This is a genomic window from Thermanaerothrix sp. (assembly GCF_056331585.1).
Map to the genome: position 1 here is coordinate 47,980 of NZ_JBWGPQ010000010.1, position 21,244 is coordinate 69,223.

Consider the following 21,244-nt stretch of genomic DNA (forward strand, 5'->3'; position numbering starts at 1 on the left):
GAATTTGCTGCAACAATTAAATAGCCAGAGCCGTTCTCTGGCGCTCATCCAGAGAGGTGGAGGGACCGGCCCGATGAAGCCTCGGCAACCGCTGAAGATCTCAGCAGGTGCCAATTCCGGCAGAGCCCGCGAGATCGCGGCAACTCTGGAAGATGAGAGCCTGTTTCTTGCCATCAAGGCCTCTCTTATCCAGAGAGGCTTTTTTATTAGCGTGAGGAGTTCCTATGAACGAACAACACACACATCGCAAGTTCACAAATCGGCGTTACCTGGATGCTCTCAATGAGCGAGTGCTCATCTATGATGGTGCCATGGGCACCAATTTGCAAAAAATGAACCTGACCCCAGAGCACTTTGGGGGTGAACGGTATTTTGGGTGTAACGATTATCTGGTGATTACCTACCCACAAGCGGTGGAGCAGGTTCACAGGTCGTTTTTGGATGTGGGGGTGGATGTCATCGAGACCTGTACATTCCGCTCAAATCGGATCACCCTGGCAGAGTATGGCTTGCAGGATAAGGTTATTGAGATCAACCGGCAAGCCGCTCAACTGGCACGACGGCTTGCTGATGAGTACAGTACCGAGGGGTATCCGCGCTTTGTGGCCGGCTCGATAGGACCGACGGGAAAATTGCCCTCGATGGATGACCCCGAACTTTCCAACATTAGTTTTGACGAATTGGTGGATGTGTTTCGAGAGCAGGCTGTTGGGTTGATCCAAGGTGGGGTGGATGTACTTTTGATCGAGACCTCTCAGGACATTCTGGAGGTTAAGGCGGCCATTTTGGGGATTCAGAAAGCATTTGAGGAAACCGGCATTTATCTGCCGATTCAAGCCCAGGTGACGTTAGATACCACCGGGCGCATGTTGTTAGGGACAGATATCTCTGCTGTACTGGCAATTCTGGAAGGTTTAGCGGTGGACGTGATTGGTCTCAATTGCTCCACCGGGCCGGATTATATGCGTGAGCCTATCCGTTATTTAGGGGAACATTCCAGCCTGCCGGTTTCGTGTATCCCGAATGCGGGCTTGCCGCTTAATGTGGACGGCCAGGCGGTTTACCCGCTGGAACCGGAGCATTTTGCCGAGGAACTGGCCGAATTTGTCGAAAAGTATCACATCAACGTCGTCGGCGGTTGTTGCGGTACAACCCCTGCGCACCTCAAGCGTTTGATAGAGCGTCTGGGACGGCGTCCGGCGCCTCCACGCCCAATCTTGAACATTCCTCAGTTGGCCTCGGCGATCCAGGCAATGCCAATGCTCCAGGAGCCCAAACCCTTTCTGATCGGGGAACGCTTGAACACGCAGGGGAGTCAGAAATTCAAGCAATTGATTCTTGAGGAGCGTTATGACGAAATTTTGACTTTGGCGCGCCAGCAAGTCAACAGCGGGGCACATGCGCTAGATATCTGTGTTGCCCTTACCGAGCGCGGCGATGAGGCAGAGACGATGCGCAAGGTGATCAAACGCCTTGCTCCGCTTGTGCGGGTGCCGTTAGTGATTGATACCACCGAGCCTGAAGTCATGGAAGTGGCGCTTAAGACCGCTCCCGGACGTTGTATGTTGAACTCGACGCATCTGGAAGGGGGACGAGCAAAGGCAGATCGCGTCTTTGAGTTAGCCAAACGCTATAATGCCGCCGTGATCGTCCTGACTATAGATGAGAACGGCATGGCAAAGACCGCTGAAAACAAACTGGCCGTGGCTAAGCGCATTTACCAGATCGCCGTTGAGGAGCACGGCTTACGTCCACAGGATTTGGTGTTTGATGCGTTGACCTTCACGTTGGCAACGGGGGATCCGGAGTTTGCCCGTTCGGCGATTGAAACCCTTGAAGGTATTCGTCTTATCAAGACCGAACTTCCTGGTGTGTTAACATCCTTGGGGATCAGTAATGTGTCCTTTGGGTTAGCGCCGCGAGCGCGCGCGGTGTTGAATAGCGTGATGCTTTACCATGCCGTGCAGGCTGGGTTGGATATGGCGATTGTCAATCCGGCTCACATCAAGCCTTATGCTGAGATACCAGAGGAAGAACGCCGACTAGCAGAGGATGTGATCTTCAATCGTCATCCGGATGCCTTGCAGCGTTTTATTACCTTTATGGAGAGCACTGCTGCCGATGGGACCGAAAAGCGTGAGAGCGAGCAAGGTGCACTAGGTGAGAAAACCCCCGAGCAACGCTTGCATTGGCGTATCTTGCATCGTCAAAAAGAGGGGGTTGAACAGGATATTGATGAGATCATTCAGCGAGAGGCGCCGCGCTCACAGCATGACGTTGCTGTGCAGATTTTGAATCAGGTGCTTTTACCCGCAATGAAAGAAGTGGGGGACAAATTCGGAAGCGGCGAATTGATCCTACCGTTTGTATTGCAGTCAGCAGAGGTGATGAAAAAAGCAGTTTCTCATCTAGAGCGTTATTTGGAACGCAAAGAGGGTGTTAGTAAGGGGCGCATGGTTCTGGCGACCGTTTACGGTGATGTCCATGATATCGGTAAAAACCTGGTTAAGACCATTTTATCCAATAACGGCTATGAGGTGATTGATCTGGGCAAGCAGGTGCCGGCTGAAACGATCATTTCTAAGGCCGTAGAAGTTCAAGCCGATGCTATTGGCCTAAGTGCTTTGTTGGTTTCTACCAGTCGGCAGATGCCCTTGATTGTCAACGAACTTCATCGCCGCGGTTTGAAGTTCCCGGTGCTGATCGGCGGGGCGGCGATTAACCCGCGCTTCGGACGGCGCATCTTGCAGACCGAGAGCGGTGAGTTTTATGAGCCGGGCGTCTTTTACTGTAAAGATGCCTTTGAGGGTCTGGAAACCATGGATGCACTAATGGAACCCGAAGCGCGCCAGCGTCTGCTTGCCCGTATTCGCGCCGAGGCAGAGATGGAACTGGGACGGCAGGTTGTATCCACAGCACGGGCTGGTGTGCGCCGTTCGAATGTGTCACTGGCTGAACGCATTCCGCGCCCGCCCACTTGGGGTGTGCGGGTGGTGCGACAAATGCCCTTGGAAAGCGTCTTCCAATGCTTATCGAAAAACGAATTGTTCCGGCTTTCATGGGGAGCGAAGAACACCCACGGTGAAGCCTGGGAACACCTGTTGGCGGACTATGAAGCCCGATTAGACGCAATGCGCCGCGAGGCTCTGGTCGAGGGCTGGCTTAAACCCCAGGGGATTTATGGCTACTGGCCAGCTCAAGCAGATGGAAACGATTTGATCATTTATGATCCGGCCAGTGTGCAGGCCGGCTCACCCGAAGAAATGATGCGTTTCACCTTCCCACGTCAAAGTATGGGTGAATTTCTTTGCCTGGCTGATTATTTTGCGCCGGTAGATTCCGGGATCATGGACGTTGTGGCATTCCAAATCGTTACTGTGGGGCAAACGGCTACTGAGCGAGTTGAACGACTGCAATCCCAGGGGCTGTATACAGAGGCGTATTTTACTCACGGCTTAGCCGTGCAGATGGCAGAAGCTACGGCAGAATACCTCCATCGCCATATTCGGCGCGAGTTAGGATTGGCTCCGGATCAAGGAAAGCGATATTCATGGGGATATCCGGCGATCCCCGATTTAGCCGATCATTGCAAAGTGTTTGAATTGCTTCCGGCAGAAACAGAACTAGGGATGAGTCTGACGGCGGCGTATCAACTGGTGCCGGAGCAGTCCACGGCTGCCATTATTGTCCACCATCCTCAGGCTAAATATTTCAATATCGGTGAGAGCCGTATTGAGCAATTGATGCGGGCTCAAGAGGGGTAGGTTGCGGATGAGACGAGAGGCGTTTTTTGAATGGCTTTCTTCCCAAGGACGCCCGATCCTGGCCGATGGGGCGATGGGGACACTACTCAATCAGCGAGGGGTCAAGTTTGAGGAATGCTTTGATCTGCTGAATCTACAAAAGCCGAATTTGGTGGCTGATATTCATCGCGAGTATGTGGAAGCAGGTGCTCGGATTATTCTCACCAACACCTTTGGTGCCAACCGTTATAAACTGGCCCAGCACGGTTTAGAGGGCCAGGTTTCGTGCCTAAATAAGGCGGCGGTTGATATTGCGCGGCAGGTGATTTCATCGTCCTCACATCAGGTGCTAATCGCCGGGGATGTGGGACCATTAGGGGTGCGCTTAGCGCCGTTTGGGCGGGTGCAACCCGAACAAGCGCGGACGGCATTTCGGGAGCAGATTGAATCTCTGGTTGCGGCAGGGGTGGATTTTATCGTTATTGAGACAATGGCTGATCTTTATGAGGTGCGTGAAGCGGTGCTGGCGGCGCGAGAGATCGACCCTGAAATGCCGGTGGTGGCTTCGGTCACCTTTACCCGCGATGATCGCACCTTATTGGGTGATGACCCGATACGAGTTGCCCGATATATTCACGAATCCGGCGCCGATGTGATTGGGATCAATTGCTCGGGAGGTCCCAATCAGCTACTTCGCATCCTTAAACAGATGCGCTCTGCCGTTCCCGAAGGACGGTATTGGGTTAAACCTAATGCGGGGTGGCCTGAACGCATGAGGGATCGCATCATGTACCCTGCGGCTCCCGACTATTTTGGCGATTACGCCGTAGCCTTTTGGAAGGCTGGGGCTGCGGTGGTGGGTGGGTGCTGTGGAACAACGCCCGAGCATATTGCAGCCATGAATAAGAAATTGCAGGAAACAGATCTCACCACCTACGAGAACGGTCTCAGTATCACCATTGTCGAACGCGATGAAGGCATCGGAGGGGTGCAACAACCAACGCGGTTGGCCCAACGTCTGGCAGAGAGAAAATTCGTCATTGCTGCTGAGGTGGATCCGCCGCGCGGGCTTTCCACACAAAAATTGCTCGCCGGGGTGCGGCTGTTGAATGAAGCCGGTGTGGATGTCATCAATGTAGCGGATAGCCCAATGGCGCGAATGCGGATGAGCCCTTGGGCAGTTTGCCGTCTTATTCAAGAAGAGGTGGGTGTAGAAACCGTCTTGCACTTTCCTACCCGTGGACGGAATCTCCTCCGTGTTCAAGGGGATCTGTTGGCAGCCCATGCGTTAGGGGTACGTAATGTTTTTGTAGTTATGGGTGACCCAACGGCGATTGGGGATTATCCCAACGCCATGGATAACTACGATTTGGTGCCCTCAGGGCTAATTAAGTTAATCAAACAAGGCTTTAATACCGGTGTTGATCATGCAGGCATGGATATCGGCCAACCCACGTCGTTCTTTGTGGGTTGTGCACTCAATCTAAATCCTCCAGACCCAGAGGCAGAAATAAAAAATCTGCGGCGAAAACTGCGCGCGGGAGCCGACTTTATCATGACCCAACCCATTTTCGATCCTGAAGCTGCGCGCGCGTTTCTGGGGTATATTCATGAGGTGTTAGGAGGGCTGAACGTACCTGTTTTAATCGGGATTTTGCCCCTGGCGAGTGAGCGACATGCGGCCTTCCTGCATCATGAGGTGCCAGGTATCACCATTCCGAATGCAATTCGACAACGTGTGGCAAACGGAGGGGAGAAAGCCGCTCGTGTCGGGATAGAAATTGCGATAGAATTAGCCTTAGCGGCGAAATCTTTTGCGCAAGGCATTTACCTGATGCCGGCGTTCAATCGTTTTGACTATGCCGCCGAAATCATTGAAAACGTCCGGAAAGGTGGTTGATCTCTTTTATGCTTTTGACCATTGACGTCGGCAACACGAATCTAACTATTGGTCTTTTTGAGGGCACAAAATTAGGGGCACGGTGGCGTCTGGCTACAGACCATGAACGTATGCCAGACGAATATGGGCTTCAAATGTTGGGGCTTTTACAACATGGTGGGTGTTCGCCGGCACAATTAGATGGCATTTGCGTGGCTTCGGTGGTGCCGCCATTAACTCCGCGAATCTTGCAGGCTTGTCGCAACTACCTTAGCGAGGATATATTGGTGATTGATGAGACGGTTGAGACGGGGATCAAAATCTTGTATGAAGACCCTCGTGCGGTTGGGGCGGACCGCATTGCCGATGCTGTTGCAGTTTGCGCCTTATATGGTGGACCGGCCTGTGTAGTAGACTTTGGTACGGCGACGACTTTTGATGCGATCACCGCCGAAGGTGAATACCTGGGCGGGGCGATTGCGCCTGGTATTGGGATTGCAGCAGAAGCGCTGTTCATGCGGACGGCCAAATTGCCGCGGGTAGATATTCAGGCGCCGCCTTCGGTTGTCGGGCGCAACACCGTGCATGCGATCCAGTCGGGATTGGTCTATGGCTATGTGGCTTTGGTTGAGGGGATGGTGGAGCGTTTTCGGCGAGAATTGGGGCCGGACATGAAGGTTATCGCCACAGGAGGGTTGGCTGAGGTGATAGCAAACCACACCAATGTGATTCATCATTTTGCTCCCTGGCTAACCCTGGAAGGGTTGCGTATCTTATGGGAGAGAAACCGCTCGCGCCATGAGTAATCCCGTATCTAATCGCCGCATTGTTTTGGGGGTAACAGGTTCTATTGCCGCATATAAAGCCGGAGAGATTGCATCTCGGTTAACTCAATGGGGCGCCCAAGTGGATGTTATCTTAACGTCGGGAGCGCTACATTTTATAACGCCGTTGACATTTCAGTCCCTAACCTCGCGTAAGGTTTATACCGATGATGATCTATGGGGCGGCGAAGGCCATGTGACCCACGTGGGATTGGGGCGTGGTGCTGAACTTATTGTGATTGCCCCGGCTACAGCCAATACTCTCTCCAAGTTGGCGTACGGTATTGCTGATAATCTCTTGGTGTTGACCGTACTTGCTTCTCAATGCCCTTTGCTGGTGGCGCCGGCGATGGATGCCGGGATGTTTCAGCATCCGGCAACTCAGGAAGCCGTTAGGATTTTGGAACAACGTGGCGTGATGTTTATTGGGCCAGCAGAGGGACGTTTGGCCTCTGGTCTGGTTGGGCGTGGGCGCATGGTAGATCCTGCCGAGGTACTGGCGGCTATCCGTTGGGGGTTGGGACGTTCAGGACCTTTAGCGGGGCGCAAGGTGGTTGTCACTGCCGGTGGCACCCAGGAACCGATAGATGCGGTGCGTGTGATTACCAATCGTTCTTCGGGTAAACAGGGGTACGCACTTGCCCAGGCAGCGCTAGATGTGGGGGCTGAGGTTGTTTTAATCACAACCCAGACAGCACTAACACCACCTTATGGGGCTCGGGTGATCACAGTGCGAACCGCTGCTGATATGTTGGAAGCGGTACTCCGTGAAATCGAGGACGCCGAAGCCTTGCTGATGGCTGCCGCTGTGGCTGATTTTCGCCCACGAGTTGCCCACGGACAAAAGATAAAGAAAGAAGACGGCATCCCCACATTGGAATTGGAGGCAACCCCCGATATCTTAATGGCCGTTGCCGAGCAGCGGGCTCAGTTGGGTTACCCACGGCGGGTAATCGGCTTTGCTGCCGAAAGTGATGATCTCTTAATTCATGCTCAAGAAAAACTTCAACGCAAGCGCTTAGATATGATTGTGGCTAACGATATTTCAGCTGTGGACGCTGGCTTTGAGGTGGATACAAATCGGGTAACTTTATTGTTTGCTGATGGACGCATACAGGCACTGCCACTGATGAGTAAGGAAGCCGTAGCGGAAGCCATTATCCAGCAACTGGTGGCTATGCTTACATAAACTATTGGGGTGTTCATCTATGCGAGTATTAATTATTTCAGACGTTCATGCTAACCTCCCTGCTTTGGAAGCCGTGCTCAAGGATGCCGGTTCGGTGGATGCGGTTTGGTGTTTAGGGGATTTAGTGGATTACGGGCCAGATCCGAACGAGTGTGTAGATCTTGTTCGACAGCAACCCAATTTGGTGTGTTTGCTGGGTAACCATGATGCGGCGGTATTGGGGAGACTGGATCTTTCGTTTTTTAATCGCGAGGCCTTATTTTCGGTGCAGTGGACACAGCAAGCTCTGAGCGAAGACACGCGACAATTTTTGGAGCAATTGCCGGAACGAATTGTGGTGGAGCCTTGCACTTTGGTTCATGGTAGCCCACGCAATCCGCTATGGGAGTATTTGCTGGACTTGAGCGTCGTGGCGGCTAGTTTTGCTCATTTTGATACGAAGTACTGCTTAGTTGGGCATACGCATATTCCGGTGATCTTTCACTACAATGGTGAATGGATTGAATGGGTATTACCCAAAGATGGAGAAACGGTAACTTTGAAAACGCCAGCGATTGCTAATCCCGGTTCGGTGGGGCAACCCCGAGATCATGATCCGCGTGCGGCTTATGCCATTTTTGATCCCGAAGTAGGGATGTGGGAGTTCCATCGGGTTGAGTATCCGATTGACCAGGTTCAAGAGCGCATTATCAAAGCTGGATTGCCCACGTACCATGCGCGCCGGCTTAGTGAAGGGGTTTGAAGCAGGGAACCTTGGGCGCTCGAATACGTCTAGTAAGTAGCCACCCCACCTGAAAGAGGAGAAGACGAGATGACAACCAGTATGCGCCCAATTCTGATGGCAGTTTTGATCCTGGGGCTATTTGCTTTATTGGCGTGTGCACCGAAAAGCATCGCTTCGCTTGAAAATGTCGTACCGGCAGAACGCGGTGCAGGGTATCCTGGGAGTATAGCGGCCCAGCCCACGATGGCGCCCCTAGCCGTGGATAAGATGGCTTACCAGGGAGCGGCAGAAGTGGCTCCAGAAAGCTCAGCTGGTGACCGAATGGTTATCCGCTCGGCAGAACTCTCAATTGTTGTGGAAAATCCTGCTCAGGCCATGGAGGCCATCATTCGCCTGGCGAGTGAAATGAAAGGGTTTGTGGTCAGTTCTAGCCTGTATCAGACGCAAACTCCAGAAGGGGCTCAGGTGCAAGAGGGTACCATTACCATTCGTGTCCCTGCTGAACGGCTAGATGAGGCGCTTGGGCGCATTCGTGCCTTGGTCGAAAACCCCGACACCGATATTCTCTCTCAGAACATTTATGGCCAGGATGTCACCAAAGAATACACCGATTTGCAATCACGCTTACGCAACCTGGAAGATGCGGCAGAACAACTGCGAAAGATTATGGATACGGCGACCAAGCCCGAGGAAGTACTTCAAATCTATAATGAACTGCGCCAGGTTAATGAGCAAATTGAGGTTCTGAAGGGCCAGATCAAGTATTATGAGGAATCGGCGGCAATGTCGGCGATCACCGTAACCCTACGCGCTAAGGAAGCCGTTGCGCCGATTACCATCGGTGCCTGGAAGCCTGAGGGTGTGGCACGAGACGCTATCCGCGCCTTAATTCGTGCTTATCAAGCGCTGGTTAGTGGTGCCATCTGGCTTGTGCTCTTCTGCCTGCCGGTGGCTTTACCGATTGCGATTGTTGGATGGTTGATCTGGCAGGGATTCCGCCGCTGGCGACGGACGCGAAAACAGACGCCAAAATCCGAGGCTAAACCGTCTGAGTCATAAATCATTCGATCCGGTGAAAAAGTCGTGATTGCCCGGCGATAGAATAAGTCGGGCAATCCTTATTAAGGCTGATTACCAAGCCATCGTCAGGGTTACGCCAGAAGTAGAAAGGCGAACTGGGAAACCATAAACATGAGGCAGAATTTCACGCCCCTGGAGAGAGGTCTCATCTAATCGAACTTGCTGAGGAGAGAAGGGTAGGTAAAAATAGGCGTTACCTTCGGCTTCATGGTGGATATCAATACGACAGGTTAGGAAAGAGGATTCTACCTCCCAGGTTTTGACCTCAAGACCCTGACTAATGTGAAGTGTACTTCCAACCCAGGCTGGTTGTTCGGGGCGGAAAGGATATGTAGCCAAGAGGGCAATGCCATGGGGTGGGAGCGGGGGAAGCGTAAGGGAAGAATTGTCTTTCCATTCGTAGTGGCGATCGTTCCAAAAATCATGCGCCAGGTAGGTTTGTCGGGGATCTAAGTGATAACGCTGGTGTGTAAATCTAGGTGTGATGGGTTGATCATCCCAATTGATGAACGCCAATAGGTGCCATTCACCGATGGCACCTTTCAAATCCAGGCGGAGATGGGCAGGATATTCATTCTCTAGCAGGTCAATTACCTCAGGGGATGCTTCGATTAATGGCAAGAGCGCTTGGGCAATCTTGAGCCGTTCAGGCGGAAGAGTAGTCAGGTTATCTGAAATTAGGAATGAACCGCCACTGAGGGCTATTACGCTGGCTAGAGTTTGTACTTCCACCAGGCTCAATTTAGTTGGGCCAAGGATTAAGCAATCGGGGTCATTGATCCACCAACGGCGGTGCAGGGGAGCGCGGGTGAGGGTGTTGCGGATGGCGTTGACCGCGGCGGGCATATGGGGTTCGCCACGGAAAAACCATTGGTGTCCAAGGTACTCGGGTTGCCAGGATCCGCTAATATCAGCGCCAATGCGCATGGCGTTAACAAGCCCAAGTACGGATCCCAATGGGGCTCCACAGCCCAAGAGAAATGTCTCATTGCCAGCGGTTTGGCGCAAGGTCTCCATGCCGCGGCGTAATACCTGCGCACGGGTTAGGGTGGGGTTGTGATAGCAGCCGGGTAGCGCCGCGGCGTAGAGAAAATCGAGTTTAAGGTAGGGGAATCCCCACTTGTGAACGGCGGTATCTATAATCTGGGCGGCGTAATCCAGTGCTTCAGGAACAGTGAGATCGAGTGCGGTGGCAAAGGTATTCCAAACAAAGCCGGCATTCACTGGGCGACCTGACGAGCGACGCAAGAGCCATTCTGGATGCTGACGAGCCAGTTGTGATCTGGGATGGACGATGAACGGGGCCAGCCATAATCCGGGTCTAAATCCCGCAGCTTTGATCTCTTGAGCCAGTGGGGCGACACCTTGAGGAAACGAGGTCTTGAACGTTGTCCAGTCCCCGACCTGCGCCTCAAAACCGTCATCAATCTGAACCAGTTCAAGTGGTAATTGGGTCTGCCAAGCCTGAATCTGTCTCAGGTTTTGGAAAATGTCCTCGGCTGAAAGTTTCGTGTAGTAATAATACCACGAGCACCAGCCCCGCGGACTGGGTGGAAATTGCTCTATCTGATGAAAAGAGGCAACAGCCTCAAGATAAGGGGAGAGGGGTATCTCGTGGTCGGTGATAAAGGGATATAGCATGAACCAATCGGTTACCATGCTTTTCCCGGGATCCAGGCGAGTGTGATCGCCGTTTGCCCAGACCTGGAAGTGCGGTCGAGGGGTGACCGAGAAAACCAGACTGCTAAAGTGGTGTTGTTGAGAAAGAAACCCTGCCACTAATCCCAAGTTATCCTTAGGGGAGAGTAAAACGGTAAAGAAATCGCTGCTAAGATGCCCGGATTGGCGAAAGAGAGGTGTTCCCGGATTGACCACCATGGGATTCTGGAAAGGCCCTAAGCGTGAACGCGGCATGGTTGATAAGGCGTTTAACGCTGCGGTATATGACCAGGATTGCCAGCCGTTGAGATAGAAACGTAGATCTTGAGGGGAAGAGCCAAGGACAAATTGGCTTTTGGGGTTATCATCACCCATATCGAGCAATCTAATTTGGTCTATCCAGATGGGTTCACGACCTTGGTTGTGTAAACTGAGATGCCACAGGGCCCAATACCCATGATTGGCTTGAGCCAGCATGAGTTTAGCTTGAAGTCCTGCAGGTGGAAACGATGCGATGAGTGTCTCTATAATTTCACAATCGACTTCCGGAAGATTGGGAGGGTCGTTGAGAGTAGGTACGGAGCGAAAATTTCGAGGCTCCCAGAGGTGTGATTTCCCATTCCACTGGAAGTAAATTTTTAGTCTGACATTTTTTAGTTGAAAAAAGGGCTCATCCTGGGTACCAAGGGAGAAATATCCCTCGTGCGGCACGATCTCCCAGGTCAAGCGTCCTGGATACAACCCCGGCATAAGATGCTCCTGCTTTAGTTTCGGTCATAAGCGGGGAAGGTAAATTCCGCTCTGTTTTTGGTACTTACCTTTTTTATCGGCGTAAGAAACCTCGCACACTTCGTCGGCTTCAAAGAAAAGCACCTGGGCAATGCCCTCGTTGGCATAAATTTTGGCTGGAAGCGGTGTGGTATTTGAAATTTCCAAAGTGACGTATCCTTCCCATTCGGGCTCAAAGGGGGTCACATTAACGATAATGCCGCACCGGGCATAGGTGCTTTTCCCCAGACACACAGTGAGCACATTGCGCGGGATGCGAAAATATTCGACGGTTCGCCCCAAGGCAAAAGAATTTGGGGGGATGACACAAACTTCCCCTTTGAAGTCCACCATGGATTTGGGATCAAAGTCCTTGGGATCTACCATGGCACTGAAAACATTCGTAAAAATTTTGAATTCATCGGCTACCCGTATGTCATACCCATAGGAAGAGAGGCCGTACGAAATAACCCCTGTGCGCACTTGGTGATCCACAAATGGCTCAATCATGCCATGTTCGAGAGCCATCTTGCGAATCCAATGATCTGGTTTAAGCCCCATCGGTGTACTCCTCTCACGTATAGATTTTTAACCCCGATTGGTCGAGGGGAAGTGCCTTAATCTGGGATTTGAAGCTCTCCGCGATCGCGTAATAAAGCGCGGATTTTCTTCAGGCTTTCAGCGGCTTGGTTTTCTATTGCGCTGATTTGGTCGAGTAAAGGTTGTGAAAGCCAGGGATCTAGGCCCCTCAAGTTAATACGGACATTGTATCCGGCGCACGTGATGGCACTGTGCGCGAGGGTGGCGGCTGATGCGGCATCGGTAATTGCATTGAGGTTGCCCAAAGCAGCGACCTGGTTGGCTAATTCCATAACTGAAAAAGTGGTCTGGGCTACCTTTAGAGGCACTTCGGCAGCATGAAGATTGGCTTTCTGAAGCGCTTCTTGTCGAGCAGATTCCTGCTCGGGCGTTTCTTTAGGCAGTTTTAGCGCTGCCATGACGGTTTCAAAGGCCTGTGCGTCTTCCTCGACGGCTTGAAGCAGGGTATGGCGTAAAGCCTCGGCTTCTTCTAAAATTTGCCACATTTGGGGCTTGACATGCTCGTATTTTTTCTTGCTCAGAGTTAGGCGTGCCACCATGGTCACCAACGCAGCTGCCATCGCGCCGGTAAATGCCGCGGCCGATCCGCCGCCGGGGGTTGGGGTAGGTGCGGCTAGGGCTTCGAGAAAACTGGTTTCATGTGGCGGTGCGGCCTCGCTGCTTTGGGTTCGCATGACCTCGCTAAGGCGATTTTCTAAAATCTGTGACGGTTCAAATCTGTCCAATTGGAGATACCAGATCGCGGAGTCATTGAGCGCTTCTTGGGGGATAAGTCCGACGAGTTCACTATGGTGTACGGCTACCCCATAACGTTCACACTCGCGACGAATCATTTCCATAACACGGAAGACCGGTGTTTGACGGAAGTTGGTAAGATTCATGGATACCTGGGCTTTGCCCTCTACCATCACCCCCATTGCCTTGACGTAGCGTAAACCGCCATTTGAAAATCGAATCGCACGGGCGATCTTTTGGGCAATAGAGACATCACTTGTGTTTAGATAGACATTAAATGCAATCAGGGGGTGACGAGCACCAATGACCGTAGCACCGGCAGGTCCCACGCGGCGAGGCCCAAAATCCGGTTCTCGTTTGGGGTCGGTAGCGATTTCCTCTTTCAGAGCCTCATATTGACCGCGCCGGATATTTTCGAGATTCACTCGTTCAGGTCGGGTAGCGGCTTCTTCGTATAGGTAGACTGGAATCTGAAGCTCTTCTCCTACCCGTTTACCGAGCCGGCGTGCCATTTCAACGCATTCCTGCATGGTGATATCTTGGATCGGGACAAAGGGGACTACGTCGGTCGCACCGATACGGGGGTGAGCGCCGGTATGTTTGTCAAGATCAATCAGCTCGGCAGCGCGAGCAATAGCACGGAAAGCAGCTTCTTCCACGGCCTGCGGTGAACCGACAAACGTGATGACAGTGCGGTTGTGGTCAAAATCAGAGTGGCGGTCTAGGATATATACGTTGGGGACGGAATTGATGGCTTGGATAATGGCTTCGACAACTTCAGGCCGGCGGGCTTCGGAGAAATTAGGGATGCATTCGACGAGGGGCTGGGTCATAGGCATGCCTCGGGAAAGGGGATTGGATATATTATAATCGTCGTTGAGGTCACAAACGGCCTGAGAAAGGTTGGTGAGACATGTGCGGTCGTTTTACACTAACGATGGCCGCTGAGCAATTGGTGCTGTCCTTTGGGCTGAAGGGGATCCCAACAGATTGGCGACCGCGTTACAATATTGCACCCACCCAGCCAGTTTTGGGGTTACGCGACGGCGAAACGCGCCGAGCAGAGTGGTTTCGATGGGGATTGATCCCCTCATGGGCAAAGGATCCTGCCATCGGGAATCGGCTGATTAATGCCCGTGCCGAGACCTTGGATGAGAAGCCGGCGTTTCGATCTGCTTTCGCTTCCCGGCGTTGCCTTATTCTGGCGGATGGTTTCTATGAATGGCAATCTGCTGAGGGAAAACGGTCGCTCTCATATCCTTACCTCTTTCGTCTAAAAGATGGTTCACCATTCGCCTTGGCAGGGTTGTGGGATACATGGTGGAATGAAGCCGGTGAAACATTTCTCTCATGCACAATCATCACTTGCCCAGCCAATGAACTGGTGAGAAAGATTCATTCTCGGATGCCGGTTATTCTGGATCGCGCTCAATGCTGGGGATGGCTCGAAACACGTGGTCTCTCGGATTTAAAGGCGCTCTTAAGACCCTATCCGGCGGAGAATATGATGGCCTATCCCGTTGAGCGTGCTGTAAATAACCCTGCCTTGGATAGCCCCATTTGTATCCAGCCGGCAGAGAGAGGATGAATATTGTGCTTAATTTGGCTTGACCCAATGCTTATCCTTGTGGTAGAATTTGGGCGCGCTGCCCCCATCGTCTAGGGGACTAGGACGCAGCCCTTTCAAGGCTAAAACGGGGGTTCGAATCCCCCTGGGGGCACCAGATGATCACGCAAATGGCGTGATCATTTTGTTTTAAAGACGTGAACGATAAGCACGAATTCAGCCTTGCGAGTTTTCAGGGTGTTGATGACGCTGCTCACCGTGCCGCGGAGAATGGTTTCTTGAGGTAAGGTAAGGTCTAGGGCGAGGGTGATGGGTATTTGATCGCCGAAAACCTGTGCGATTTCTTGTAACAAGGTAATCAGACGGTAGGGGGTATCCATGAGTATTATGGGCATGCCTATAGTTTTGAGTCTATTTAAGGCCTGGCGACGTTCTTCAGGCTTACGAGGTAAGAAGCCCCCGAAGACAAATTGCTCTAGGGGGACATCGAGCACGGATAAAGCTGCCATGAGCGATGAAGGACCGGGGACGGGGATAACTCGAACTCCGGACGCAACAGTCTGATGGATTAAAAGCGCACCGGGATCAGAAAAGACTGGGGTGCCGCAATCTGAAATAAGTGCAAAGCGTTTCCCGCTTCTTAACTGATTCACCAGGGCAGGTGTTTGTTGGGCTTCGTTATGTTCATTAAGCGGGTAAAGGGGTCTTTCGGGCAAATTCAACTGGCGCAACAGTCGCCTGGCGTTACGAATGTCCTCACAAATAATGCCATCTACCTGGGAAAGAATCTCGATCGCCCGCAGTGTTATGTCTTTGGGGTGCCATAACGGTGTGGCTACAACATATAGGATGCCCGCTTCCTGCATAATTTCGATTATACCCGTTGCCTTCGTCAGGAGATGTGAAAACATGTTATATTTGGTGACGTTATTCTACAAAGGAGGAATGAGCGATGACACTGGCTTTCATGGAAGATCTAAATCCCGTCGTGCAAGCCTTGTTGGCAACGCTGTTCACTTGGGGGGTTACTGCCTTAGGGGCTGCGGGTGTTTTCTTGAAACGCGAGTTAAATCGCAGACTGCTGGATGGAATGTTAGGGTTTGCCTCTGGGGTAATGATTGCGGCAAGTTTTTTCTCGCTCTTGAAGCCTGCGATTGAGATGTCACATGATATGGGAGTGCCCGGTTGGTTACCAGCGGTGATCGGGTTTCTTCTTGGTGGGGCATTTCTTTATTTAGTGGATCGTCTTTTACCCCATTTACATATTGGCATGGCAATGAATTCCGCAGAGGGACTGAAGACGTCCTGGCAGCGGAGCGTATTGTTGGTGTTGGCAATTACTCTCCACAATTTTCCCGAAGGACTAGCCGTAGGGGTAGCCTTCGGCGCTGCCGCAGCGGGGATTCAAGAGGCAACCTTGGCGGGTGCTGTGGCGTTGGCGGTTGGGATTGGGCTCCAAAATTTTCCCGAGGGGTTGGCGGTTTCGGCCCCCTTGCGGCGAGAAGGCATATCGCGATGGAAAAGTTTTTTCCTGGGACAACTTTCTGGCGTTGTGGAGCCTCTGGCGGGTATCATCGGGGCACTGGCAGTGTTTATGGTGCGTCCATTGTTACCTTATGCCTTAGCGTTTGCTGCCGGAGCGATGATTTACGTTTGCGTTGAGGAATTAATCCCTGAAGGGCATTCCGGGGGGCATTCTGATGTGGTTACCATTGGGGTGATGTTGGGCTTTGCGCTCATGATGATGCTGGATGTTGCGCTTGGGTGAGGCGAGCTGATGCGTTTAAGCCGGGTCACACGGAATACGTTGTTAGTAGGCGGTTTCTTTGCTTTAGATAAGGTGGCCGCGTTCATCCGTCAGGTGGTGATTGCGCGCCAGTTTGGCCTATCTGAAGCTCTGGATGCCTTTAATGTGGCTAACAATGTGCCTGATTTGTTATTTGCCTTGATCTCAGGTGGGGCTCTGGCAATGGCTTTCATCCCCGTGCTAACCGAAACCCTTACTCAACACGGAGAACAACAAACCTGGCAGTTATTCAGCCGAATTGCCAATTTGGCGTTTATCGTTACCGCGTTGCTGGGCGTTTTAGTGGGTGTTTTTGCACACCCTTTAGTCACTTGGGAACTGGGTATTGCGCCTGGTTTTGGCACGGAGCAACAGCGTCTTGTAATTACCCTGATGCGGCTCAATCTTATTGCTACAGTGATTTTCTCGCTGAGTGGGTTAGTCATGGCGGCTTTGCAGGCTCACCAGCATTTCCTGCTACCAGCGGTGGCACCCCTTTTTTATAATCTGGGCCAAATTTTTGGTGCTGTGATATTAGCCCCAGAACATGGTTTGTCTCTAGGAGGGATGACCCTTCCGGCTCTGGGCTTGGGGGTACACGGGTTGGTTTATGGTGTGATCCTGGGGGCTTTACTCCATCTAGGTATTCAAGTGCCAGGTTTGATACGATATAAATTTCGCTGGCAGGCTGGATTGGGATTGGGAAACCCCGAGGTGCGCAAGGTGCTACGGTTGATGGGACCGCGTTTACTTACGGTCTTATGCATTCAATTGATCTTTATCGTGCGCGATAATCTGGCGTCTCGGTTAGTAACTGGTGCAGTTACTGCCCTCACATATGGTTGGATGATTTTTCAAGTGCCGGAAACATTGATCGGGACGGCTTTGGGTACCGCCCTCTTGCCTGCCCTCTCTGAACAGATGGCACGAGATCAGAGCGAGCGTTTCCGCGATAGCATTCAGAGAGCAGTGCGGGTTTTAGTGGCAATAACCATCCCTTTGACGGTTGTCTTGGGCTTGGGGATGCGCCCTGTTTTGGAGATGGTGTTTGGCTTTGGTAAAGAAGGTACGGACTTGCTATGGCGAGTTTCGCAAGCCTATTTGCTGGGGTTATTGGGGCAATGCATCGTAGAAATTATGGTGCGGGCTTTCTATGCACGGCAAAATGCATGGGTTCCATTGGTTGGGGCAGGAATTACCTTGGGTGTCTATGTCTTGGCTGGGACGCAATTCTACCGCTGGTTAGGTGCACCGGGGATCAGTCTTGCCGATGCAATGGCCTTTTCGATAGAAGCGCTCATCCTGACCCTGTGGTTGACACGAACCTTAAATCATCGCATCATGGTTACGCCTGTGGTTCTGAGAGCGGTTGTAGCAGCGTTTATTGGTGGGGGTGCTGTTCTTTTTGGACAAAGTTTGGTTCAGGTAGGGAATTCTCTGTGGGGGGCGATAGGTCTAATGGGAGTGGGAGGAATATTGGTTTTGCCCTGGATATGGCAAGAATTGCGGTTATTAATTCGTTTATGAGCGCAGCTTAACCCTACGGTATAATATAGGCCATGATGACAGCGCACAGTGACGAGAACATTAATAAAAACGCACGCGAAGTAAATGAAGTGTCAGAAGAACCAATGAGCCAGCATAGAATCCGATGGTGGGTCTGGGTTTTACTGGCACTGGGAGTAATCGTTGTATCTGGCCTGCTAGGTGGATGGTTGGGCTACCAGGCCAGTTTACAAGACCGGTTGGCGGAAGAGGAAAATCAGAAAGCCGTTGTCGCTGCTACACAATATCAATTGGGTGTGGCAGATCTGGCGGCTGGTCGTTTTGATTCAGCGCGTAAACGCTTTGAATATGTCCTCTCGCTCAAGCCAGATTTTCCAGGCGCGATGGAAGGCCTGGCTCAGGCGATGATGGGACTGACCTCGCAAATGACCCCTACCGTTACTCCCACTCCCACTCAAGAACCCACGCCGGATACGCGTAAGGAAGAAGAACTATTTGCTCAAATTCAACAAGCCCTCTTAGACAAAGACTGGCAAACAGCGATTGACACGATCGAAGTGCTGCGCAAATTGAATCTCACCTATCGAGCGGTAGATGTAGACGGCATGTATTATCTAGCCTTGCGCAATTTGGGGGTGAAGAATATTTTAGAAGACGGATTGTTAGAGGTGGGAATTTATAATCTCACCCTGGCAGAACGATTTGCGCCGCTGGATGTAGATGCTCAAAACTATCGCATTTGGGCACGGCAGTATCTCTCTGCTGCAAGTTTTTGGGGGGTGGATTGGGCGCGGGTGGTAAATTATTTCTCTCAAATTTATCCCGCTTTACCTAATTTACGCGATGGTTCGGGCATGACAGCTACAGAGCGTTTTAGGATTGCTTCGATAAAATATGCGGATCAGTTGGCAGCCCAAGGTCAATACTGCGAGGCGCAACTACACTATGAGAACGCCCTCGCCATTGCGCCAGACCCTCAAGTACAGCCCACGCTTGAGGCAGTGAGAAATTGGTGTGCCAATCCCCCCGATGCGGAACCGACTCCAACCGGAACACCTACACCTGGAACCGTGACTTTGCCGGCTCCTTCAGATACACCTACCCCTGAAACAACCCCCACATCATGAGTGCAGAAATTCCCTCCTGGGCTTTGACCTTCACGTATTGGTTGCATATGGTGGCGACGGTGGTCTGGATTGGGGGATTGGTGGTGATTAATCTCATTGTTGTGCCTTTGTCCCGGTCTATGCTCGCGGAAACCGCTTACTTTTCGTTTTATGAGCGATTATTACGGCGTTTGCAAAGCATTGGATGGGTTGCCTTAGCGGTCTTGACGGCTACCGGATTGTTTCAAATGAGCGCTCATCCGGCTTATCAGGGCTTTCTGGTAATTGAGAATACCTGGGCAGTGGCAATTTTCCTGAAACACATGGCCGTGGCGGGCATGGTTTTCGTGAGCATAGGGATAACCTGGGGAGTGATGCCCCAATGGAGACGATTGAATTATTTGCTTTCCATAGGGAGAATGGTGGATGGAGCGAGGAGAGAGCAATTATACCGTCGCCAGACCTGGCTGTGGCGGCTTAATTTAGCATTCTCGGCCCTGGTGTTATTGCTCACCGCTTGGGCGAGGGTATCTTGAGAATCTAAGGTTCGGAAGGGCGGGGGGCGGTGTAAAAGGCATATGGGGTGTCTGGGTAATAGTGCCAGATTTTTCGCGCGGAAAATTCGTGTGCTAAGGCGTTATCGGTCTCTTCGCCGCGACTAATGGTGAAAAGGAAAGGGCTGTCCATAAAGGGGTTGCTTAGGGTCAGAAGTGTCCCGTATTCACGCCAAGATTCGCGAATGTGGACGATCACCAGCGCCGGTGTGAGGGCTTGGGCGGAGGGGGATTCAAAAGGGGCGAGTTGTGATCGCGAGGCACCGTAAAGTCCATGTAATTGTCCCAATCTCTGGGGGAGGTAAAACCATAAGTTTGCAAGGATTAGTCCCATGACCAGGGCTGTGACAGCGATAAACCGCAAGTATCCCAGAACACGTGCTCGCAAGGGTTGTAGAAAGCTGGGAAGTTTGCCAGCCAAAGCAGCGATTCCAGCCGACGTAAGTAGAGTGGCACTGATCATGCCTTCATAGTAATAACGCGGCCCTAACACCCAGGCACCGATCCAGTAAAAACCGTAAGCCAAAATTAGGCTTATTCCAAGGGCGATAAGTAACCAAGCAGAACGATTCTTGCGTAAAGCGAATGCACCGACCGGCATAAAGAGCCACGAGAGCCGTCCCCAGCCAAAAAGATCGCTGCTGCCGGCGCGTAGACTAAATTTTGTGTTAACCCAAGCGTAGTAGGGTTGATGACCATCAGGATGTAAGCCGATCCCGGGGCCAAAACCAACTCGATCATAGGGCCACCACAGGGTATAGGGATTAAGCCAGGGGTTACCTGTAAGAGCGTATTGCCAGAGGAATAAGAGCGAGGCAATTCCCCCGGCTGTAGCGCCAATGATCAGGACCCGTCGGCGAAGTACTCCCTTTCCCCGAATGAGGAGCCATAAACCGTGGGCAATGAAGGGCACGGCAATACCTAAAGCGGTTAACGGACGGGTCAGGGCAAGCAATCCCAAACTGAGCCCGGCCAGGGGAATGGTTATGATCGCTGAGCGAGAGGATGGGACGATTGCATCCAACCAGGCAGAGACAAAGGATAAGGTGAGGAAGAAAGAAAAAGTATGTGAGAGCAGGGAGCCAGCATTTATCAGGAAAAATGGGGACGTGGCTATTAGCAATGCCGCTAGCAACCCTTCTATCGGGGTAGAAATTTTACTCACCAGCCGAAAGGTTAACCACGTGCAGGCTGTAGCCGAGAGTGCATTCAGCGTCGTTAAGGATCCTAGGCGCAGGGCAAGGGAAAGTGCGGCAGGCCACCCGGGTGGATACTTGCCAAAACGGAATCCATTGTAATCTACCACGAAGGGTACCAAAAAACAGCGTGGGCACGAAGGCGAAGGTACTTTGATTTCACCTCGTGCCATGACCTGCGCTTCCCACAAGTACGCATATTCATCTTCAAGATGGGGAACACCCTCAAACGTATTGGTGGTTACCGCTAAGGTTAAACCACCTGCTAGTAACGCGGTGCCAAGCGCCAGAACAAGGATCCATCGTGAGTGGGCACGCATACTCGTTT

Annotated in this window: 16 protein-coding genes, 1 tRNA gene and 1 riboswitch; of the genes, 12 read left to right on the top strand and 5 right to left on the bottom strand. The window is 52.0% G+C overall.

Annotated features, from left to right (window positions below):
- Positions 1-41 precede the first annotated feature (41 nt).
- Positions 42-159: riboswitch (SAM riboswitch) on the top strand.
- A gap of 65 nt (positions 160-224) precedes the next feature.
- The 6 genes from metH (at position 225) to AC01YT_RS05585 (ending at position 9,418) form a co-directional block, all read left to right on the top strand.
- Complete coding sequence (gene metH / locus AC01YT_RS05560; protein ID WP_476673464.1) at positions 225-3,764, top strand: methionine synthase; 3,540 nt, start codon at positions 225-227, stop codon at positions 3,762-3,764.
- Positions 3,765-3,771: 7 nt separating this feature from the next.
- Positions 3,772-5,643: a bifunctional homocysteine S-methyltransferase/methylenetetrahydrofolate reductase gene (locus AC01YT_RS05565; RefSeq protein WP_476673466.1), complete on the top strand. Its 1,872-nt coding sequence runs from the start codon at positions 3,772-3,774 to the stop codon at positions 5,641-5,643.
- Between the two features lie 8 nt (positions 5,644-5,651).
- On the top strand, positions 5,652-6,428 hold the full coding sequence (locus tag AC01YT_RS05570) for a type III pantothenate kinase (protein WP_315623167.1): 777 nt from the start codon (positions 5,652-5,654) through the stop codon (positions 6,426-6,428).
- Positions 6,421-7,635: a bifunctional phosphopantothenoylcysteine decarboxylase/phosphopantothenate--cysteine ligase CoaBC gene (gene coaBC, locus AC01YT_RS05575; protein ID WP_476673468.1), complete on the top strand. Its 1,215-nt coding sequence runs from the start codon at positions 6,421-6,423 to the stop codon at positions 7,633-7,635. Before AC01YT_RS05570 ends, coaBC begins: the two co-directional genes overlap by 8 nt.
- Before the next feature lie 19 nt (positions 7,636-7,654).
- Positions 7,655-8,377: a metallophosphoesterase family protein gene (locus AC01YT_RS05580; protein ID WP_476673470.1), complete on the top strand. Its 723-nt coding sequence runs from the start codon at positions 7,655-7,657 to the stop codon at positions 8,375-8,377.
- Between the two features lie 69 nt (positions 8,378-8,446).
- Positions 8,447-9,418, top strand: coding sequence for a DUF4349 domain-containing protein (locus AC01YT_RS05585; protein ID WP_476673472.1), 972 nt, complete (start codon positions 8,447-8,449; stop codon positions 9,416-9,418).
- Between the two features lie 72 nt (positions 9,419-9,490).
- Here the strand turns inward: AC01YT_RS05585 and AC01YT_RS05590 are convergent, their stop codons facing one another.
- The 3 genes from AC01YT_RS05590 to ftcD all read right to left on the bottom strand — a co-directional run bounded on the left by AC01YT_RS05590 (position 9,491) and on the right by ftcD (position 14,034).
- Complete coding sequence (locus AC01YT_RS05590) at positions 9,491-11,575, bottom strand: glycoside hydrolase family 36 protein (RefSeq protein WP_476673474.1); 2,085 nt, start codon at positions 11,573-11,575, stop codon at positions 9,491-9,493.
- A gap of 297 nt (positions 11,576-11,872) precedes the next feature.
- A complete protein-coding gene (dcd, locus tag AC01YT_RS05595; protein ID WP_424913288.1) occupies positions 11,873-12,427 on the bottom strand; it encodes a dCTP deaminase in 555 nt (184 codons plus the stop codon).
- Positions 12,428-12,483: 56 nt separating this feature from the next.
- Positions 12,484-14,034, bottom strand: coding sequence for a glutamate formimidoyltransferase (gene ftcD / locus AC01YT_RS05600; protein WP_476673477.1), 1,551 nt, complete (start codon positions 14,032-14,034; stop codon positions 12,484-12,486).
- Between the two features lie 80 nt (positions 14,035-14,114).
- Between ftcD and AC01YT_RS05605 the strand changes: the two genes are divergently transcribed.
- Together AC01YT_RS05605 and AC01YT_RS05610 are read left to right on the top strand one after the other, a co-directional pair.
- A complete protein-coding gene (locus AC01YT_RS05605; protein WP_476673479.1) occupies positions 14,115-14,789 on the top strand; it encodes an SOS response-associated peptidase in 675 nt (224 codons plus the stop codon).
- A gap of 60 nt (positions 14,790-14,849) precedes the next feature.
- Positions 14,850-14,925, top strand: a tRNA-Glu gene (locus tag AC01YT_RS05610).
- A 22-nt stretch (positions 14,926-14,947) separates the two neighbouring features.
- Here AC01YT_RS05610 and rsmI read toward each other — a convergent pair.
- On the bottom strand, positions 14,948-15,679 hold the full coding sequence (rsmI, locus tag AC01YT_RS05615) for a 16S rRNA (cytidine(1402)-2'-O)-methyltransferase (protein WP_476673481.1): 732 nt from the start codon (positions 15,677-15,679) through the stop codon (positions 14,948-14,950).
- A gap of 41 nt (positions 15,680-15,720) precedes the next feature.
- On the opposite strand from rsmI, the gene AC01YT_RS05620 reads away from it, so the two are divergent.
- The 4 genes from AC01YT_RS05620 to AC01YT_RS05635 all read left to right on the top strand — a co-directional run bounded on the left by AC01YT_RS05620 (position 15,721) and on the right by AC01YT_RS05635 (position 19,702).
- The gene (locus AC01YT_RS05620; protein ID WP_476673483.1) at positions 15,721-16,536 is read left to right on the top strand and encodes a ZIP family metal transporter; all 816 of its coding nucleotides are present in this window, start codon (positions 15,721-15,723) and stop codon (positions 16,534-16,536) included.
- Positions 16,537-16,545: 9 nt separating this feature from the next.
- The gene (murJ, locus tag AC01YT_RS05625) at positions 16,546-18,081 is read left to right on the top strand and encodes a murein biosynthesis integral membrane protein MurJ (protein WP_476673485.1); all 1,536 of its coding nucleotides are present in this window, start codon (positions 16,546-16,548) and stop codon (positions 18,079-18,081) included.
- Between the two features lie 104 nt (positions 18,082-18,185).
- Positions 18,186-19,187 (top strand): hypothetical protein, encoded by a 1,002-nt coding sequence (locus AC01YT_RS05630; protein ID WP_476673486.1) that lies wholly within the window; start codon positions 18,186-18,188, stop codon positions 19,185-19,187.
- Complete coding sequence (locus AC01YT_RS05635) at positions 19,184-19,702, top strand: hypothetical protein (protein ID WP_476673488.1); 519 nt, start codon at positions 19,184-19,186, stop codon at positions 19,700-19,702. Before AC01YT_RS05630 ends, AC01YT_RS05635 begins: the two co-directional genes overlap by 4 nt.
- Before the next feature lie 4 nt (positions 19,703-19,706).
- On the opposite strand, the gene AC01YT_RS05640 is transcribed toward AC01YT_RS05635, so the two are convergent.
- Positions 19,707-21,236 carry a hypothetical protein gene (locus AC01YT_RS05640; RefSeq protein ID WP_476673490.1) on the bottom strand — a complete coding sequence of 510 codons (1,530 nt, stop codon included), beginning with the start codon at positions 21,234-21,236 and terminating at the stop codon, positions 19,707-19,709.
- Positions 21,237-21,244 lie beyond the last annotated feature (8 nt).

Coding starts and splice junctions, on each gene's coding strand:
- metH (WP_476673464.1), top strand. CDS start 225: ATGAACGAACAACACACACATCGCAAGTTCACAAATCGGCGTTACCTG.
- AC01YT_RS05565 (WP_476673466.1), top strand. CDS start 3,772: ATGAGACGAGAGGCGTTTTTTGAATGGCTTTCTTCCCAAGGACGCCCG.
- AC01YT_RS05570 (WP_315623167.1), top strand. CDS start 5,652: ATGCTTTTGACCATTGACGTCGGCAACACGAATCTAACTATTGGTCTT.
- coaBC (WP_476673468.1), top strand. CDS start 6,421: ATGAGTAATCCCGTATCTAATCGCCGCATTGTTTTGGGGGTAACAGGT.
- AC01YT_RS05580 (WP_476673470.1), top strand. CDS start 7,655: ATGCGAGTATTAATTATTTCAGACGTTCATGCTAACCTCCCTGCTTTG.
- AC01YT_RS05585 (WP_476673472.1), top strand. CDS start 8,447: ATGACAACCAGTATGCGCCCAATTCTGATGGCAGTTTTGATCCTGGGG.
- AC01YT_RS05590 (WP_476673474.1), bottom strand. CDS start 11,575: ATGCTGGCTCAAGCCAATCATGGGTATTGGGCCCTGTGGCATCTCAGT.
- dcd (WP_424913288.1), bottom strand. CDS start 12,427: ATGGGGCTTAAACCAGATCATTGGATTCGCAAGATGGCTCTCGAACAT.
- ftcD (WP_476673477.1), bottom strand. CDS start 14,034: ATGACCCAGCCCCTCGTCGAATGCATCCCTAATTTCTCCGAAGCCCGC.
- AC01YT_RS05605 (WP_476673479.1), top strand. CDS start 14,115: ATGTGCGGTCGTTTTACACTAACGATGGCCGCTGAGCAATTGGTGCTG.
- rsmI (WP_476673481.1), bottom strand. CDS start 15,679: ATGTTTTCACATCTCCTGACGAAGGCAACGGGTATAATCGAAATTATG.
- AC01YT_RS05620 (WP_476673483.1), top strand. CDS start 15,721: ATGACACTGGCTTTCATGGAAGATCTAAATCCCGTCGTGCAAGCCTTG.
- murJ (WP_476673485.1), top strand. CDS start 16,546: ATGCGTTTAAGCCGGGTCACACGGAATACGTTGTTAGTAGGCGGTTTC.
- AC01YT_RS05630 (WP_476673486.1), top strand. CDS start 18,186: ATGAGCCAGCATAGAATCCGATGGTGGGTCTGGGTTTTACTGGCACTG.
- AC01YT_RS05635 (WP_476673488.1), top strand. CDS start 19,184: ATGAGTGCAGAAATTCCCTCCTGGGCTTTGACCTTCACGTATTGGTTG.
- AC01YT_RS05640 (WP_476673490.1), bottom strand. CDS start 21,236: ATGCGTGCCCACTCACGATGGATCCTTGTTCTGGCGCTTGGCACCGCG.